Raw genomic sequence first — 15,953 nt, 5'->3', positions numbered from 1 at the left:
TTCTATCGAGATAGGCGTTGGCTTGTTGCTTTCAAGCTTTGCCGCTGTTGTTTTCGCCTTTGCAAAGCGCAAGCCATGCTCTTGCGGCATGGGAAAGAAACGCGCCTTTGCGCCAGATCAAAGCCAAGTCCCAATTCACTTCCGCGTCTCTGATCCGATGGATGCGAACGCCGGGATTCTTGCGCTGTTCGGCGATCATTTGCGGCAGAAATCCAATACCCATGCCCGCGGCCACCAACTCGACAATAAAGTCGATCTGGCTGGAGCGCACGGCGACATGCGGAAACAACCCACGCTGATGGCACGCATCCAGAATGATATGATTGAGCGCGAAGCCGCTTTCGAAAAGAATGAAGGGCAGGCTCGCAATGTCCGACAAGGGAATGCCGCCATCGTCGATGAAGCTGTGATTGACGGGAAGCAGGGCTACGACCGGTTCGCAGCGGACCTCCTGCCATTCGAAGCTCTCTTCGACGGGCAGAAGCGAGGCGGCAAGTTCCACATCGCCAGCCAGCAAAAGCTCTTCCAGCCGCTTGCTGCCGTGTTCGACAAGCTGAATGTCGATATCGGGGTAGAGCTTGGTAAAGGCTGCAAAGACCGGAGCAAACAAAACGCTGGAGCCGATGGGTGGCAAGCCAAGTCGCAAGAGCCCGCGCTTAAGTCCGCGCAACTCGCCGAGCTCGGTCAGCATATCATCTTTTTCGGTCAGCATCGCCAATGCGCGGCGGTAGACGATTTCGCCTGCACTTGTCAGGCGGGGCGGGGTGGCTTCCCTGTCAAGCAAGATGAGCCCGAGTTCTTCTTCGAGCTGCCGCACCGTCTTGCTGACGGTGGATTGGGTGGCATTGATGGTGCGGGCCGCGGCCGAAAAGCCGCCCTGTCGCACCACTTCCACGAAAGCCTGAAAGCCACGTAAGTTCATAAGCTATTCTATTATGGAATAGCTGCAATGAAATCAATTCATTTCTGGAATGACGACGCAGCCCCTATATTGAATTCACAAACACCCGCATTGGAACATGACCATGACCGCCCATAACCTGATGATCCGCTTTCGCTATACGCTGCACAACAGCCGTCTGATGCAGATTGCGACCCTGTTCGGCTTCTGGCTGGCGGGTGAGGGTTTTGTCCGTCTGGTTGGTCTGCCGCTACCCGGTGGTATTGTCGGCATGGCGCTGGTTCTGGCGCTGCTCTTAAGCGGCCGCATCAGCCTGTTCAGCATGAAGCGTGGCGCGGAATGGTTTCTGGCAGAAATGCTTTTGTTCTTCGTTCCTGCGGTTCTCGCCGTTCTTGAGCATCAGGAGCTGCTCGGAATGCTCGGGGTGAAGATCATGGCTGTTATTTTGGTTGGCACGCTGACTGTGATGACAGTGACAGCACTTACTGTTGATATGTGCTATCGCCTGAGTGTGCGCTATGCCGCTAAGTAATCCCTATGTGGCGATGCTGTTTTGGTCAGCGGCCACAATCCTCCTTTACCTGGCAGCAAAGCGCGTCTACCGCCGCTTTCCAATGTGGTGGCTGACACCGCTTGCCGTTACACCATTGCTGCTGATGGCGCTTCTCATTGGCATGAATGAAAATTATCGCAGCTACTTTGGCGCAACACATTGGCTTGTGGCTTTGCTTGGCCCTGCGACCGTAGCCTTTGCCATTCCGATCTATCAGCAACGCGCAACCATTCGTCGGTACTGGCCTGTTTTGCTGGTCGGTGTGGTGATGGGCAGTTCGTCGGCGATGCTCTCCGCATGGGGGCTGGCGCACCTTCTTGGCCTCAATGATGCGATCAGCCTCAGTCTGATGCCGCGCTCGATGAGTACGCCTTTTGCCATGACGGTGTCCGGCGATATTGGCGGCACGCCTGACCTGACGGCAATCTTTGTGGTCATCACCGGCGTTTTTGGTGCAGCTCTGGGCGAACTCATGCTCAACTGGCTGCCATTGCGCTCGACGCTCGCACGCGGCGCGCTGTTCGGCATGGGCGCGCATGGTGCAGGCGTCGCCAAGGCGCACCAGATTGGCAGAGAAGAAGGTTCGATCGCTGGCCTCGTGATGGTGCTTGTCGGACTGGTCAATGTTCTGGCTGCGCCTTTCATTGCCCATCTTCTTTGAATCATTGTTTTAGCAGCATATTTTTCTACAAATGCTTATTTAATGAGCAGAACTCTTATATTCACATTTCTGCAACAAACTTAAGCATCGGCGTATTTGCATAACTGTTATGCGTTATTGGTCGTTGTTGAATAAAGAGGCTCAAGGTAAACATTGCTCATCGGGTTCACTCCTCCTCCCAGAACCCGATGACGAATACGGCACTCCTCCTCCCAGCCGTATTCAAGATCAGGCCGCGCATCCTCCTCCCGCGCGGCCTTTTTCTTTTTCTAATCTCCCAAAAACACATTCTGATCTGTTAACAGTGCGTCGCCGCATAGCCCCATGGGCATTTGAGCCGATGTAAACTATCTCTCGGGCAAGTTCACATTTGCGGTGAGTGCCTCTGTCTGAGAGACTTGCCGCCACAAAAGCGGGAGATCGCAATCATGACCAGCGGCATCCATCACCTCACGCTCATTACGCGCAAGGTTCAGGCCAATGTCGATTTCTATGCAGGCTTTTTGGGCCTGCGTATCGTCAAGCAGACTGGCGGCTTTGAAGATGCCGAGCAGTTGCACCTCTTCTATGGTGATCGCTCGGGCACGCCCGGCTCGCTGATCACTTTCCTCGTCTGGGAAGATGGTGCGAAAGGCCGTGTCGGTCATGGTCAGGTTAGCGAAATTGCACTCGCCATTGATCGCGCTTCCGTCGGCTTCTGGCTGGAGCGGGCATTGCGCTATCATGTGCAGTCCGAAGGTCCGGTGCAAGAGTTTGGCGAGCCAGTGCTGCGCCTGCGCGACCCAGATGGCGTGATCGTCAAGCTGGTCGGTAGCGATCTTGCAGCCAATGACGCATGGGTGTCTGGTGACGTTCCGGCAGAACATGCCGTGCGCCGCATCCGTTCGGCCACGATCTTGTCCGAGCAGCCTGAGCAAACTGTCAGCTTCATCGAGCGTTACTTCGGTTTTCATTCTCAGACGAAAGAAGGCACGATTGATCGTCTCGTTTCCGATTCAGGTGATGCAATTGACGTCCGCGACGCAAGTGGTTTTTGGCCGGGTATTCCGGGAACGGGTATTGCCGATCATGTGGCTTTCCGTGCCGCAACAACTGACGATGTGACGACACTGGAGAAGGAGCTTTCAAAGCTTAACTCCAGCGAAGTGAATGTGCATGATCGCAAATACTTCACATCTCTCTATGTCCGCGAGCCGGGCGGAACTCTGTTTGAGTTTGCCACAGACGCGCCCGGGTTCACTGTTGACGAAACGGTGGAGACACTCGGCCAAGCTCTTTTTGTGCCGCCGGGCAACGAGCAGCAGGCTGACGCGATCCGTGCTCGTATGCCTCAATTTGGTCTGCCGGGCGAGGAGCGGGTGATCTATCGCGAATTGCCGTTTGTGCATCGTATTCATCAGCCGGAAAACCCGGATGGCACGACGCTCATTCTTTTGCATGGGACGGGTGGCAATGAAAACGATCTCATGCCGCTTGCTCGTCTTGCCGCGCCTCGTGCAACGCTACTTGGTGTTCGCGGACGCAGCACGGAAGAGGGCATTCAGCGCTGGTTTCGCCGGTTCGACCTGAAACGGTTCGACCAGAACGACATCCGGTTTGAGGCGGAGGCTTTTGAAGCTTTTGTCGAGGGGGCGGTTGCTGCTTACGGCATCGACCCTGAACGAACTGCCTTCATAGGCAATTCCAACGGGGCGAATTTACTTGCGGCTTTCATGCGGCTGCATCCGCATGTCGTGCGTAAGGCTGTATTGCTGCGCGCAACGGATGTTTTGGAAGAGCAGCCAATTGCGGACCTTTCGGACGCTTCTGTCCTGTTACTCAACGGGATAGGTGATCCATTTGGAGATGCATCCGGCAAACTGGAAGCGGCCTTGCGGGCGGATGAGGCTGCAGTAGACGTTCTTTCCGCAGAAGGTGGTCACGGGCTGTCGGATGAAGATGTCCGGCTGACCGGTGAATGGCTGCAGCAAAAGCTCTGACCGTTTGTAAGAGATAAGAAAAAGGGCCGCCGAAGATCTCCGGCGGCCCTTTTGTTGTTTAATCAAGAGGCTTCAAGCCCTTTTCAATCGCCTGTCGTTTTCCTTCAAGGAATGGCGGCAGTGATAAGCTGTCGCCGAGGGTTTCAAGTGGTTCGTCAACTGCGAAGCCAGGACCATCGGTTGCGATTTCAAACAGAACGCCATTGGGTTCGCGGAAGTAGAGCGAGCGGAAATAATAGCGCTCGACCTCACCGCTTGATGGAATACGAAACGTTCTCAGACGATCCACCCATTCCTGCATGGTTTCCTGATCCGGAGTACGGAAAGCAACATGATGCACTGCACCTGCTCCCTGGGCAGCAGGTTCCAGATTAGGCTGCACAGCGATGTGCAACTCAGCACCCGCACCACCGTTACCCATTTCAAAGACATGGACATGGCCTTCGCCATCAGGCGATGCATAGTCGCCGGCTTCACGCATGTTCATCACCTTTTCCAGCACGATTTTTGTCGGTGCCAGATCCGGAACGCTTAGCGTGATCGGGCCAAGGCCACGTATCTGCCGCTCAGCAGGAACCGGGCTTTTCTCCCAGCTATGCGATGCGCCTATGCCGCCATCATCGGTCAAGCGCAGCCGCTGGCCTTCCGGGTCCTCAAAATCGAGAACTGCGCGACCGGCAATCTCGAATATGTCGCCAGTTTCGATACCCTTTCCTTTGAGGTGATTGCGCCACCAATCGAGGCTTGCAACCCCATTCACGCGCAATCCTGTCCGCGAAACACTGTGTGTGCCGCGCCGTTCACGATGGACGGGCCAATCGAAAAAGGTAATGTCAGTCCCCGGAGATGCCAGCCCATCGGCATAGAACAAATGATATGCGCTGGTGTCATCCTGATTGACGGTTTTCTTGACAAGCCGAAGCCCGAGTGTGTCGGTATAGAAGCGACGATTGCCCGGTGCATCAGCGGTAATGGCTGTCAGATGATGCAACCCTGTGAGTTGCGGCTTAAGTTCTGAAGTCATTGTATGTCCTCCTGCGCAAAGGCGAACTTGCCCGCGCTGTTGGCTTAAATATCGGGCGCTTGGGATCTGCAGAAAAGTGGCTGTTGCGGAAACAGTGTGTAACCAAGATGCCGCATCGAGACGATCTTTCCACAGCCCCCACATTTAGGGCTTGGCATATCCTCTCAGGTAAAGAATATATTAACCGCGCGCTCCGTGATGGTGAGAGCGCTCTTCGGTTTGTATCTTGTCAGGAGAGTTGGGTTTTGCGGAGCATCATTCGTCGTACTGCCCCGGCATTGCTTGTCTGCCTGACGCTGATCACCGGCTGTGCAAGCCGTCCGGATGGTGTTCTCGTTCCTATTGCTGCAAGTGTTCCCGGCGCATCAAAGGTCGATCTTCTGGTGGCAACTACGCGCGCGCCTTCCGGCAATCCAGGAACGCTATTTTCCGGCGAACGCGATCAGGATATCAGCCTGACGGAGATCATGGTCTCCATCCCGCCTGAAAAGAACCGCAAGGTCGGCGAAGTTCAATGGCCAAAGAAGCTGCCCGCCAATCCGCTCAAGGATTTTGCCACAGTTGAGGTCAAAGCGATCAATACCGAAACTGGTGCGCGTCAGTGGCTTCAGCACAGCCTGCCGAAATCTCGACGTGTGATGGTGTTTGTCCATGGGTTCAACAACACCTATGAGGATTCGGTCTATCGTTTCGCGCAGATCGTTCATGATTCAGGCGCCGAGGTTGCGCCGGTCATCTTCACATGGCCATCGCGCGGTAGCGTGTTTGACTATAATTACGATAAGGAAAGCACGAATTATTCGCGCGATGCACTTGAAACGACTTTGCGTAAAATCGCCGAAGATCCGCGTGTAAAAGATATCACCGTCATGGCTCATTCCATGGGCAGTTGGTTGACGGTTGAAGCTCTGCGCCAGATGGCGATCCGCGACAAGCGTGTTAATCCGAAGATTAGCGATGTCATTCTCGCGTCCCCTGATCTCGACGTGGATGTGTTCAGCAAACAGTACCGCGCGATGGGCAAGGACCATCCGCGCTTCACGCTTTTCACGTCGCGCGACGATCGAGCCCTGCGCGCTTCCCGCTTCATCTCGGGTAATGTTGACCGTCTCGGACAAATCGACCCTTCGGTAGAGCCATATCGGTCTCAGCTTGAGACGGCGGGGATAACCGTCATCGATCTCACACAGCTTAAAGCCGGAGACAGTCTCAATCACGGCAAGTTCGCCGCAAGCCCAGAGGTCGTGCAGTTGATAGGCCAGCGTCTCGTCACTGGCCAGACGATCACCGATTCCGACATCGGACTGGGTGAGCGTCTCGGTGCTGTGGCCCTTGGTACGGCGCAAGGTGTAGGCAGTGCTGCGTCGCTGGTTGTCAGTGCACCGATTGCCGTCTTCGATCCCAACACCCGCCGAACCTATAATGAGCAGATTGACAGGTTTGGCAGAACAGTGGGCGGTACGGTCAGCGGTGCAGTTGGTAACTAAGCGCGGGCTCTTTCATATATTCACTAGCAAATGCGCTGTTGTCATATTTGAGGGCGCGCTGTAGGACTGCGACAAAATCTGGTTGTTGGCAGGGAGACCCTCATGCAGATCATCCATACGATTGAAGACTTGCGGTTTGCGCTTGGCGCAGCCCGCAAGAGCGGTAAATCTATCGGCCTCGTGCCAACGATGGGCTATCTGCACAAAGGGCATCTCGAACTTGTTCGCCGCTCGCGCGAGGACAATGACGTCACCGTCGTTTCGATCTTCGTCAATCCGCTGCAATTTGGTGCCAATGAAGACCTCGACAAATATCCGCGTGATCTGGAACGCGATGCAAATCTACTCCGCAATGCGGATGTCGATTTCCTCTTCGCGCCCGCCGTATCGGATATGTATCCGCGCCCGATGCAGACTTTGGTTGATGTGCCAGCACTTGGTAACCAGATGGAAGGCGAGGCGCGTCCCGGCCATTTTGCGGGTGTCGCGACCGTTGTAAGCAAGCTTTTCAACATCGTTGGGTCTGACGCCGCTTACTTCGGGGAGAAGGATTTTCAGCAGCTCGTTATCATCCGCCGCATGGTGGACGATATGGCTATCCCGGTACGGGTCGTTGGTGTTGAGACGGTGCGTGAGGACGATGGGCTCGCCTGTTCGTCGCGCAATGTTTATCTGACAGCTGAGCAGCGCGCCGCGGCAATCATCGTGCCAAAAGCGCTGGATGAAGCCGAGCGACTTTACCGTTCGGGCGTAGATGATCCTGAAGCATTGGAAGTAGCTATTCGAGCATTTATTGCGTCAGAACCATTGGCGGCGGTGGAAGTGTTGGCGCTTCGCGATCCGCAGACGCTAGAGCGCCTTGAGACTGTTCAGGGGAGGCCGCTTCTCGTCGCTCTATTTGTACGTTTTGGAAACACAAAGCTGCTCGATAATCGCGTGATTGCACTTGCCGCACAGGAAAAGGCAGCCTGATATGAGCGTCACCGTTAAAAAGAAGCGCCTTTCACCGAAGGCAGTTCAAGCAATGAAGGGTGAGCGCCCGATTGTCAGCCTTACGGCCTATACGACGCCAATTGCCCGGCTGCTCGATCCGCATTGCGATCTTCTTCTGGTGGGCGATTCCGTTGGCATGGTGCTTTACGGCATGGATTCGACACTTGCCGTTACGCTCGATATGATGATCGCGCATGGACAGGCAGTGATACGCGGTGTTGAACATGCCTGTGTAACGGTCGACCTGCCATTTGGCACCTATCAGGAATCGAAGGAACAAGCCTTCCGCAACGCGGCCCGCATCATGCAGGAAACCGGCTGTGACGGTGTGAAGCTTGAAGGCAGCGAGGAAATGGCTGAGACGGTTGAATTCCTCGTCAAGCGTGGCATTCCGGTCTTCGGTCATGTCGGGCTGATGCCGCAGCAGGTGAATACGGTTGGCGGTTTCCGCTCACTTGGTCGTGATGATGAAGAGGCCAACCGCATCCGCCGTGATGCGCGGGCCATTGCAGAAGCTGGTGCGTTCGCGCTGGTCATTGAAGGCACGGTTGAGCCATTGGCGCGCGAAATCACGCAGACCCTGTCAATTCCGACGATTGGCATCGGTGCATCGCCTGCCTGTGACGGTCAGATTCTTGTTTCAGATGACATGCTCGGGCTGTTTCAGGACTTTACGCCGCGTTTCGTCAAACGCTTCACGGAGCTTGCACCGCAAGTGTCGGATGCTGCCAAAGCCTATGCGGACGAAGTGCGTGCCCGATCATTTCCTGGGGCGGAGCATGTTTTTGGCGTAAAGAAGTAACTAAGCTTACGGTCTGACTGCTTTCAAAAATAGATCCTGAACGCCGCGAACCATTTCATCGCGCTCTGTGATGTTTGAGCGGATGATAAAATCATCAACAGCGCCATGCAGCGCATGAAACAGCAGCGTTGCCAGCAAGCGTGTGTTTTCAATTGACCAAGCACCCGCTGTCATACCTTCGCTCAGCAGCTGATCAAGCCGTATGATTGCTGGGTTTTCCTGCATCACATGGCGCATAGGCGGGTGAAAGTCATGAAAAACCAGATCATGCAGTCGATAATTATCGAGATAGCTCGCAATGCCTGTGCTGGCCCAGACTGTGAGACGAGTGTTCCAGTCATTGGCTGGAACACTATTCATTGCGTTATCAAGCCGCTCGCAATAGAAGGCAATGAAGCGCTCGCGTAATGCCACAAGGATATCGTCCTTGCTGCGAAAATGCAGGTAGAATGTGCCCTTGGCGACATCAGCCTTGCGTACAATCTCATCGACGCTGGTAGCCGCGAAACCTTTTTCAAGAAAGATCGTTTCAGCAGCCGACATAAGCTCGCTGCGGCGGATTTCCGCCGGTTTGGTGCGGGGCTTGGTCTTGGCTGCTGGCAAATCCTTTACTCCGGTTTTCAGGCTGCTTCCAGTTTTGCGCGGATTGCAGCTTTGTCAAAAGCAAGTTGGTTGGGTCGAACAACCCGCTCATCAAGCCAGTGCAGGGCGGCATCGATATTTGAGAATGTACCAGCTGGCACGCGGAACAACTTTTCCGCATCCATGCGGCTTGCTTCCTCATACACGGATTCAGGCACAATGCTAATCATGCCCATGACCTGATGGCGGATGCGTTCGGCGTTCTGTTGAAACCATTGCTTGATTTCACGCGCTGCACCGTCTGGATGCTGAAGTGCATCCGTGTCGAGAAACCGCCGGATCGCAATGAAGGGCTTTCCTTCATCCAGCCATGCGTTCCAGCTATCGAAGAATGCGCGCAGCTCTTCAATGGTTGATGGGCCTTTGGCGAGCGTGACGATATAGGGCCACTGTTCGGTATCGTGAAACATAGGATCTCGCTTTTGCTGCGGACTTCGAGCGTCGGTTTAAACAGCATCCAGAAATTTGCGTTGCACGTCTGGAGGCAGCTGAACCCGGCCGCAAGCACTCATGTCTCGTGGTTATTGGGGCTGACAACCTGAAAGACCTGCACGCACACATTAGCCGGTCTCTCAGGTCGCCAATTTCACTGACTGATAGTCAGTCATTTATAATTTGCATGAAAATATGAATAAAGCAATCATGTTTCTTAAAAGAAGCTGATGCGACCAGCTGGCAGAGAGGGCGCCACCACTCAATCCGAATGAAGGTCCTGCCCGCAACTCGCAGGCAGGCCTCCCGTGCTTTAGATCACTGGTCGCAAACGTTACTCTGCCAATAGCGATAAAGCGCTTCCACATCGCCATTTGTCAGCGTCTGCATCGCGCCTTTTAGCTGATCGTCAGTCCAGTCCCACCATTGCATTTCCAAGAGCATATTGACGCTGTTCTCATCGAAACGCGAGCGGATGGTGCGGGCAGGGTTGCCGCCAACAATCGCATAGGGTTCAACGTCACGCGTCACCAGTGCGCGCGTGCCAATAATTGCGCCATGGCCGATTTTTACACCCGGCATGATGATCGCTTCAGAGCCAATCCAGACATCATTGCCGATGACCGTATCGCCCGATGGAGCATAACCATTCGCGCTGCCTGCGAATATGTCCACTTCTGACATGAAGAAGAACGGGAAGGTGCTGATCCAGTCGTGTCGATGGCCCTGATTGCCCGCCATGATGAAGGCTGCACCTGATCCGATCGAGCAGAAGCTGCCAATGATCAACTTGTCGGCACCTTCATCGGGCAGGAGAAAGCGGGCGCAGTCGTCGAAGCTATGGCCATGGTAATAGCCGGAATAATAGCTATAGCGCCCGATAATGATGTTTGGATTTGTGACCTGTTTGTCGAGAGTGATGCCCTTGAATGGGCTTTCAAAGTAATTTTTCATGAGAATACTCACTGCATGAGTGCCGGTCTCAAGCGCATCCCGAAAAATGGGAACCGGTTTTCGGAATAGGATGCGCGTGAAACGAAAGGCTCGGCATTTATCCGCCTGCAAATATGCAAACGAAAACCCCGCAAGAAACCAGAGGTTTGCTTGCGTTCATGCTCCTGGTGATTGAGTGCTCAAATCACGGGAGCGCGGTGCAGGGGGTACTCGAACAGTTTATCATGGGTGTGATCATAGCGCCCATCACGGCGAAAGCCAAGGCGGGGGCTTAATCCCGCTTATCCAGCTTTTCGCCAAAGAATACTGCGATTTCAGCATTCATGCGCTGGTGAAGTGCAGTTCTCACGATGCCGGGATTATCAATGCAGAACCCGGCAACGAGCTTTGAAAGTTCTTCCGAGCATGGCGCGAGGAAGGTGAAGTGCCCGGCCTTTTCAATGACTTGCAACTGTGCCTTTGGCAGTTGAGGCGCAAGCGCCATGGCATTTTCTTGCGGCGATAATTCTCCATCCTGATCACCCACATAGATGAGTGTCGGTGCTGTGACTGACTTGAGAGTCTCGGCCCCGAAGATAACGCTCAGTGGTGCCATCAGGACATAAGCGCTGATGCGCGGGTCGGCTTGTGGGGCGAGGTCAGGGCGGTCAGTTCTGATCTTACCCTCTGCCTCGCAGACGCTATGATCATCTGGTCGTTTTGCGCAGTAAGCTTCAAATCGTGACAGGTCCGGCAGGCACCTGCTAGGATGAGGCCGGTTGTGCCACCTGCAGAAAAGCCGGCGAAACCGATGCGGTCCTTGTCGATATGGGGGGCGAGTGCAGCTTCGTCTAAAGCTGCCGTCAATGCTGCTGAAATCTGCATCGGGCGGCCATAGGTCGAGCTTACGGCACCCAATCGGCTTGGGTCAGCAAAGTTGTCGCCAGCATGGGTTAGGCTGATAACGATATAGCCATTGCGCGCAAGTGATGCACCGAGATCGTGATGTCCCCACATGCTGCCCATGGTGCCATGCGACAGCAGGATGAGCGGAAACTGTCCTTCTGCCATTGGCGATTTCGGCGAAGCCGCGACGTTGTAAGGACCCATCTTCGTGACTATTGCTTCATCGGTGCTGGGGTAAAATACAACTGCGTCCACCGGTTTGTTATCGACTGGGTCGATCACCACCAGCTTCTTGATGCCGCTGCCGGTGAATGTCTCGGCACTCGCCATGGGTGCGAAGCAAAGAATAACGGTGATCAGAGCGAACAGTCTCAACAGCATTTCAAAGCGATCCCAAAACAGGCAAGGTGCAAAAGCAACAAAGGGAGGCATGAGCCTCCCTTTGTTCGTCATATAGATCAGCGCTTACTTTTCGACGAAAGCCTTTTCGATCACGAAATGACCGGCTTCGCTCTGGCTTCCTTCTTCAAGGCCGAGGCCTTCAAGAATGATGCGCATATCCGCCAGCATTTCCGGGCTGCCACAAAGCATCATGCGGTCGTCTTGCTCGGAGAATTTCGGAAGGCCGAGATCTTCAAAAATCTTGCCGGAGGTGATGAGATCAGTGAGGCGACCCTTGTTGCGGAATTCTTCGCGCGTCACGGTCGGGTAATAGATCAGCTTTTCACGCACCATTTCGCCGAGGAATTCGTCTTCTGGCAGTTCTTTGGTGATCAGATCGGCATAGGCCAGTTCGTTCACTTCGCGCACGCCGTGCACAAGGATGATCTTCTTGTAGCGCTCATAGGCTTCCAGATCGCGGATGATCGACAGGAAAGGCGCTAGGCCGGTGCCTGTTGAAAGCAGCCACAGATTGTCGCCCGGAATGAGATTGTCATAAAGCAGCGTGCCAACCGGCTTTTTGCCAACGATCAGCTTGTCGCCTTCTTTAAGGTGCTGAAGCCGCGAAGTGAGCGGACCGTCCTGAACTTTAATGGAGAAAAACTCGAGCTGTTCATCGTAGACGCTGGAAGCAATCGAATAGGCGCGCAGCAGTGGTTTGCCGTTCACTTCAAGGCCGATCATGATGAACTGGCCGCTCTGGAAGCGGAGACCTTGATCGCGCGTGGTGCGGAAGGAAAACAGCCTGTCGGTCCAGTGGTGAACGTCAAGAACGGTTTCCTGATAAAAATTGCTGCTCATTGTCGGAACTGTCTCTGTTTCGCTTTTCACGGTATTCGCTTCAAATGAAGCAAACGTCTTTCATCGCAATCAAGGGGATCGCGTCTGGCTGCCTTCATGGTGGCTTCCGCGGAGGTCGTGATTTGCCGGTATGCTGCACCATGCCCGGCCGACGATTACGGAAATCGGAATAATGCTTCTATGTCCCGACATCAAGAGTTAATCAGGTTGAATGCGTCGCGCAATTAAATCGAATCCAAACGCAGTCTCAAGGAATGGTGTTCCAATCGTGAATACTTCCGAAGCATGGTATGCTCCGGAAGCGGCATTTTCGGTTTCAGCGCATGTCTCGGAAAAGTGGGAACCTGTTTTCCGATAACGACATGCGTGAAAAGGAGAAGATAGAGCGAGCATAAAGGGCTCAATTAATAGCGACCCGCTCTATTTTGAACTGCGAACCAGTGCTATCGCTGCAAAGAGCGCAATGCTCGACATGGCTGCAAAACCGATAAACAGCCAGAGGGCGGCATTCGATATACCTGCAAAGCCACCGGGGTTACTGAGCCCCGCCAGATTGGCAATCATCCCTGCAAGCGCTGCACCCATAGCTGTGGTGAAAAGCTGTACCGTAGTCAGGGATGCCGAAGCCAGATTCTGGTCCGCTGCTTCCGCACGTTTGAAAACGCGGGTGAGCAGGTGCGGCCATGTCATGCCGACGCCAAAGCCTATGATTGCCATGGCAAGGCAGATTGGCAGCAGGCTGGTCCAATGTCCCTCGCTGCCCGGCGGAACCAGAATTGCAAGTGTTACCATGCCTGCAATTCCCATGATGGGCGCTGCAAGGATAACCCGGTTAACGCTTTTGCCCGTTACGCCGGATGAGCCGATAGAGCCAAGTGTCCAGCTGCCGCCCATGAGTGCTGCAAGATAACCGGCAACCAGTGGCGACTGATTGTGCAGAACCTGGAAAAACAGCGGCACGAAGACTTCCGAACTCGTGACTGATCCCCCGAGAAAACCCATTGTGAGGTAAAGCGCGCCAAGGCGGCTCAGGCTGAATGTGCCTTTAGGCAGAATCCGCTTTGTCGACTTATGCTCGACCATAACAAGCAGCATAAGCACGGCAATTGCGACGACTACGCCTGCAATATTCCAGACGGCACTTGGTGAAATGCTTGCGGCTGAAATGATCAGAACAGCCGTCGTCAACAAGATCAGCTGGGGCCATGCAAGCCGATCTTTGTTTTCACCATCGCCTGCGCGTTTTGGCAGGATGAGTGTTGCCATAAGGGCAAAAATGCCAATCACCGGCACAAGCGACCAGAAGGCGGCACGCCAGACACCGAGTTCTGCAAAGATGCCACCAATTGCCGGGCCAACCAGTGTTGCCACACCCCACATGCCGGAAACCAGCGCAATGGCGCGTGGCCAGAGCGGTTCGTCAAAGACGATTCGGATCATGGCATAGGAGAGCGCCAGCATCATGCCGCCGCCAAGGCCCTGCACGACACGGCCTGCAAGCATGGCTGGCATAGAAGGCGCAAGGCCGCAGGCCAAGGTTCCTGCCGCAAAAATCACCGCTGCAACCAGGTAGGCATTGCGTGGGCCTGCCTGAGACAGAAGTTTCGGGACAAGCGCTGAGCCAAGAATAGACGCTGTAACGAACAGCGCAGTGTTCCAGGCATAATAATCCATGCCGCCAATATCGGCGACCACGGTTGGCAATATGGTTGTGGCAATGAAAACATTGATGGCGTGAAGCGCTACGCCACCGACGAGCGTTAGCGAACGGATCGCATTCTTGCCCGCGAACAATTCTCCCCAGCCTGCGGTAGCCCCTGCTGTTACAGTGGCGGCTGGATTTTCGGTCTGCATTTCTTTCCCTGGTCCTATCCCGCATTTCAGAGGCGGGTTAATGCCCGCTGTCCGCACGCGTTGGCGACCTTATAAAATGCTTTTTCAAACTTCGGAATGGGGCGCGAAGTAAAACAACGCCAATAAAAATCAAAAGGGGTTCAATTTAAGATGAAAAGCCCTATATGAAGCACAGAATTCAAAATCCGCCGCTGCGTTGGAGAAATTTTTCTCAAAACGTCTGTGGCGGATTTGTGTTTCTGTCACAAGGTTCCTATAAGCCTCTCCAAAGCGGCTTTTATAGTGCATCCCGAAAAGTGTGAAACGGTTTTCGGATAAGATGCGCGCCAGAGCAAATAACGTGCCCGCCAGCCAGCTGGACAGGCCATCTCCCCTAACTGACGACCCGGAACGACCATGATCCAGACGCCTTATTATCTGATCGACAAGACCAAGTTGAAGCGCAACATGGAAAAAGTTGCCTATGTGCGCGAGAAGTCCGGCGCGAAAGCCCTGCTGGCGCTCAAGTGCTTTGCTACATGGTCGGTGTTTGATCTGATGAGCGAATATATGGATGGTACGACGTCGTCCTCGCTCAATGAAGTGCGTCTTGGCCATGAGCGATTTGGCGGCGAAACCCATGCCTATAGCGTGGCCTATGCCGATCATGAGATCGACGAAGTCATCAGCCATGCTGACAAGATCATCTTCAATTCGATTGGCCAGCTCGAACGCTTTGCCGACAAGGCGGCGCATATCAAGCGCGGTCTGCGTCTTAATCCGGGCATTTCGTCTTCAAGCTTTGACCTCGCCGATCCGGCGCGTCCGTTCAGCCGCCTTGGCGAATGGGATGTGACAAAGGTCGAAAAGGTCATGGACCGCGTCACCGGCTTCATGATTCATAACAATTGCGAAAACTCCGATTTCGGTCTTTTCGACAAGATGCTGACCGACATCGAAGAAAAGTTTGGCTCGCTTCTCGATCGCGTTGAATGGGTTAGCCTTGGCGGCGGTATCCACTTCACCGGCGACGATTATCCGGTCGATGAATTCTGCGCACGCCTGAAGGCGTTCTCGGAAAAGTTCGGCGTACAGGTTTATCTGGAGCCGGGCGAAGCCTCGATCACCAAGACCACGACGCTGGAAGTGACGGTTCTCGATACGCTTTATAACGGCAAGAACCTCGCAATCGTAGATAGCTCGATAGAAGCGCATATGCTCGATCTGCTCATCTATCGCGAAAAAGCGAAAATGGCGCCAAACAATGGCGAGCACAGCTACATGATTTGCGGCAAGTCCTGCCTTGCTGGCGATATTTTCGGCGAGTTCACTTTCGATAAGCCGATTGCCATTGGCGACCGCCTCTCATTTGAAGATGCGGCCGGTTATACCATGGTCAAAAAGAACTGGTTTAATGGCGTGAAAATGCCAGCCATTGCCGTGCGCGAACTTGATGGCACGGTCAAACTTGTCCGCGAATTTGATTATGCGGATTTTGAAGGGTCGCTTTCTTAAAGATCCTTTTGTGGTCCTCAGGCTGCAAAAAACTCATGTGTTCCGGGTGA

The 15,953-nt window shown here is 54.2% G+C and carries 16 protein-coding genes; 7 read left to right on the top strand and 9 right to left on the bottom strand.

The window, feature by feature from the left end; genetic code table 11:
* Nucleotides 1-31: 31 nt before the first annotated feature.
* Complete coding sequence (locus tag ABWV94_RS04325; RefSeq protein ID WP_113495987.1) at nucleotides 32-922, bottom strand: LysR substrate-binding domain-containing protein; 891 nt, start codon at nucleotides 920-922, stop codon at nucleotides 32-34.
* 103 nt (nucleotides 923-1,025) lie between these two features.
* Between ABWV94_RS04325 and ABWV94_RS04320 the strand changes: the two genes are divergently transcribed.
* The 3 genes from ABWV94_RS04320 to ABWV94_RS04310 all read left to right on the top strand — a co-directional run bounded on the left by ABWV94_RS04320 (nucleotide 1,026) and on the right by ABWV94_RS04310 (nucleotide 4,094).
* Nucleotides 1,026-1,433: a CidA/LrgA family protein gene (locus tag ABWV94_RS04320; protein WP_113495986.1), complete on the top strand. Its 408-nt coding sequence runs from the start codon at nucleotides 1,026-1,028 to the stop codon at nucleotides 1,431-1,433.
* Entirely contained in the window at nucleotides 1,420-2,115 is a 696-nt protein-coding gene (locus ABWV94_RS04315) for an LrgB family protein (protein ID WP_007873533.1), read from the top strand. Before ABWV94_RS04320 ends, ABWV94_RS04315 begins: the two co-directional genes overlap by 14 nt.
* A gap of 428 nt (nucleotides 2,116-2,543) precedes the next feature.
* Nucleotides 2,544-4,094, top strand: coding sequence for a VOC family protein (locus ABWV94_RS04310; protein WP_113495985.1), 1,551 nt, complete (start codon nucleotides 2,544-2,546; stop codon nucleotides 4,092-4,094).
* A gap of 58 nt (nucleotides 4,095-4,152) precedes the next feature.
* On the opposite strand, the gene ABWV94_RS04305 is transcribed toward ABWV94_RS04310, so the two are convergent.
* Nucleotides 4,153-5,118: a ring-cleaving dioxygenase gene (locus tag ABWV94_RS04305; protein ID WP_112808121.1), complete on the bottom strand. Its 966-nt coding sequence runs from the start codon at nucleotides 5,116-5,118 to the stop codon at nucleotides 4,153-4,155.
* Between the two features lie 245 nt (nucleotides 5,119-5,363).
* Here ABWV94_RS04305 and ABWV94_RS04300 point away from each other — a divergent pair, with 245 nt between their 5' ends.
* The 3 genes from ABWV94_RS04300 to panB all read left to right on the top strand — a co-directional run bounded on the left by ABWV94_RS04300 (nucleotide 5,364) and on the right by panB (nucleotide 8,400).
* Nucleotides 5,364-6,605, top strand: a complete 1,242-nt coding sequence (locus ABWV94_RS04300; RefSeq protein WP_007873537.1) for an alpha/beta hydrolase — start codon at nucleotides 5,364-5,366, stop codon at nucleotides 6,603-6,605.
* A 102-nt stretch (nucleotides 6,606-6,707) separates the two neighbouring features.
* Nucleotides 6,708-7,577 carry a pantoate--beta-alanine ligase gene (panC, locus tag ABWV94_RS04295; protein ID WP_113495984.1) on the top strand — a complete coding sequence of 290 codons (870 nt, stop codon included), beginning with the start codon at nucleotides 6,708-6,710 and terminating at the stop codon, nucleotides 7,575-7,577.
* Nucleotide 7,578: 1 nt separating this feature from the next.
* Nucleotides 7,579-8,400, top strand: a complete 822-nt coding sequence (panB, locus tag ABWV94_RS04290; RefSeq protein WP_353412697.1) for a 3-methyl-2-oxobutanoate hydroxymethyltransferase — start codon at nucleotides 7,579-7,581, stop codon at nucleotides 8,398-8,400.
* A 6-nt stretch (nucleotides 8,401-8,406) separates the two neighbouring features.
* On the opposite strand, the gene ABWV94_RS04285 is transcribed toward panB, so the two are convergent.
* The 7 genes from ABWV94_RS04285 to ABWV94_RS04255 form a co-directional block, all read right to left on the bottom strand.
* The gene (locus ABWV94_RS04285; protein WP_113495982.1) at nucleotides 8,407-9,003 is read right to left on the bottom strand and encodes a TetR/AcrR family transcriptional regulator; all 597 of its coding nucleotides are present in this window, start codon (nucleotides 9,001-9,003) and stop codon (nucleotides 8,407-8,409) included.
* A gap of 17 nt (nucleotides 9,004-9,020) precedes the next feature.
* A complete protein-coding gene (locus ABWV94_RS04280; protein ID WP_112808113.1) occupies nucleotides 9,021-9,452 on the bottom strand; it encodes a hypothetical protein in 432 nt (143 codons plus the stop codon).
* Nucleotides 9,453-9,792: 340 nt separating this feature from the next.
* Nucleotides 9,793-10,428 carry a type B chloramphenicol O-acetyltransferase gene (catB, locus tag ABWV94_RS04275; RefSeq protein WP_113495981.1) on the bottom strand — a complete coding sequence of 212 codons (636 nt, stop codon included), beginning with the start codon at nucleotides 10,426-10,428 and terminating at the stop codon, nucleotides 9,793-9,795.
* Between the two features lie 271 nt (nucleotides 10,429-10,699).
* Entirely contained in the window at nucleotides 10,700-11,023 is a 324-nt protein-coding gene (locus tag ABWV94_RS04270; RefSeq protein ID WP_353412694.1) for an alpha/beta hydrolase, read from the bottom strand.
* Nucleotides 11,023-11,745 carry an alpha/beta hydrolase family protein gene (locus ABWV94_RS04265; protein ID WP_353412692.1) on the bottom strand — a complete coding sequence of 241 codons (723 nt, stop codon included), beginning with the start codon at nucleotides 11,743-11,745 and terminating at the stop codon, nucleotides 11,023-11,025. Before ABWV94_RS04265 ends, ABWV94_RS04270 begins: the two co-directional genes overlap by 1 nt.
* A gap of 33 nt (nucleotides 11,746-11,778) precedes the next feature.
* Nucleotides 11,779-12,555, bottom strand: a complete 777-nt coding sequence (locus ABWV94_RS04260; protein ID WP_113495980.1) for a ferredoxin--NADP reductase — start codon at nucleotides 12,553-12,555, stop codon at nucleotides 11,779-11,781.
* 420 nt (nucleotides 12,556-12,975) lie between these two features.
* Entirely contained in the window at nucleotides 12,976-14,409 is a 1,434-nt protein-coding gene (locus ABWV94_RS04255; RefSeq protein WP_113158913.1) for an MFS transporter, read from the bottom strand.
* A 396-nt stretch (nucleotides 14,410-14,805) separates the two neighbouring features.
* Here ABWV94_RS04255 and nspC point away from each other — a divergent pair, with 396 nt between their 5' ends.
* Entirely contained in the window at nucleotides 14,806-15,903 is a 1,098-nt protein-coding gene (gene nspC / locus ABWV94_RS04250; protein ID WP_079211508.1) for a carboxynorspermidine decarboxylase, read from the top strand.
* Nucleotides 15,904-15,953: the final 50 nt, after the last annotated feature.

This window comes from Brucella sp. NBRC 12953, assembly GCF_040369775.1.
Taxonomy (GTDB): domain Bacteria; phylum Pseudomonadota; class Alphaproteobacteria; order Rhizobiales; family Rhizobiaceae; genus Brucella; species Brucella pseudogrignonensis.
This window is presented reverse-complemented; position numbering and strand designations above follow the sequence as displayed.

Coding starts and splice junctions, on each gene's coding strand:
- ABWV94_RS04325 (WP_113495987.1), bottom strand. CDS start 922: ATGAACTTACGTGGCTTTCAGGCTTTCGTGGAAGTGGTGCGACAGGGC.
- ABWV94_RS04320 (WP_113495986.1), top strand. CDS start 1,026: ATGACCGCCCATAACCTGATGATCCGCTTTCGCTATACGCTGCACAAC.
- ABWV94_RS04315 (WP_007873533.1), top strand. CDS start 1,420: ATGCCGCTAAGTAATCCCTATGTGGCGATGCTGTTTTGGTCAGCGGCC.
- ABWV94_RS04310 (WP_113495985.1), top strand. CDS start 2,544: ATGACCAGCGGCATCCATCACCTCACGCTCATTACGCGCAAGGTTCAG.
- ABWV94_RS04305 (WP_112808121.1), bottom strand. CDS start 5,118: ATGACTTCAGAACTTAAGCCGCAACTCACAGGGTTGCATCATCTGACA.
- panC (WP_113495984.1), top strand. CDS start 6,708: ATGCAGATCATCCATACGATTGAAGACTTGCGGTTTGCGCTTGGCGCA.
- panB (WP_353412697.1), top strand. CDS start 7,579: ATGAGCGTCACCGTTAAAAAGAAGCGCCTTTCACCGAAGGCAGTTCAA.
- ABWV94_RS04280 (WP_112808113.1), bottom strand. CDS start 9,452: ATGTTTCACGATACCGAACAGTGGCCCTATATCGTCACGCTCGCCAAA.
- catB (WP_113495981.1), bottom strand. CDS start 10,428: ATGAAAAATTACTTTGAAAGCCCATTCAAGGGCATCACTCTCGACAAA.
- ABWV94_RS04270 (WP_353412694.1), bottom strand. CDS start 11,023: ATGGCACCACTGAGCGTTATCTTCGGGGCCGAGACTCTCAAGTCAGTC.
- ABWV94_RS04265 (WP_353412692.1), bottom strand. CDS start 11,745: ATGCCTCCCTTTGTTGCTTTTGCACCTTGCCTGTTTTGGGATCGCTTT.
- ABWV94_RS04260 (WP_113495980.1), bottom strand. CDS start 12,555: ATGAGCAGCAATTTTTATCAGGAAACCGTTCTTGACGTTCACCACTGG.
- ABWV94_RS04255 (WP_113158913.1), bottom strand. CDS start 14,409: ATGCAGACCGAAAATCCAGCCGCCACTGTAACAGCAGGGGCTACCGCA.
- nspC (WP_079211508.1), top strand. CDS start 14,806: ATGATCCAGACGCCTTATTATCTGATCGACAAGACCAAGTTGAAGCGC.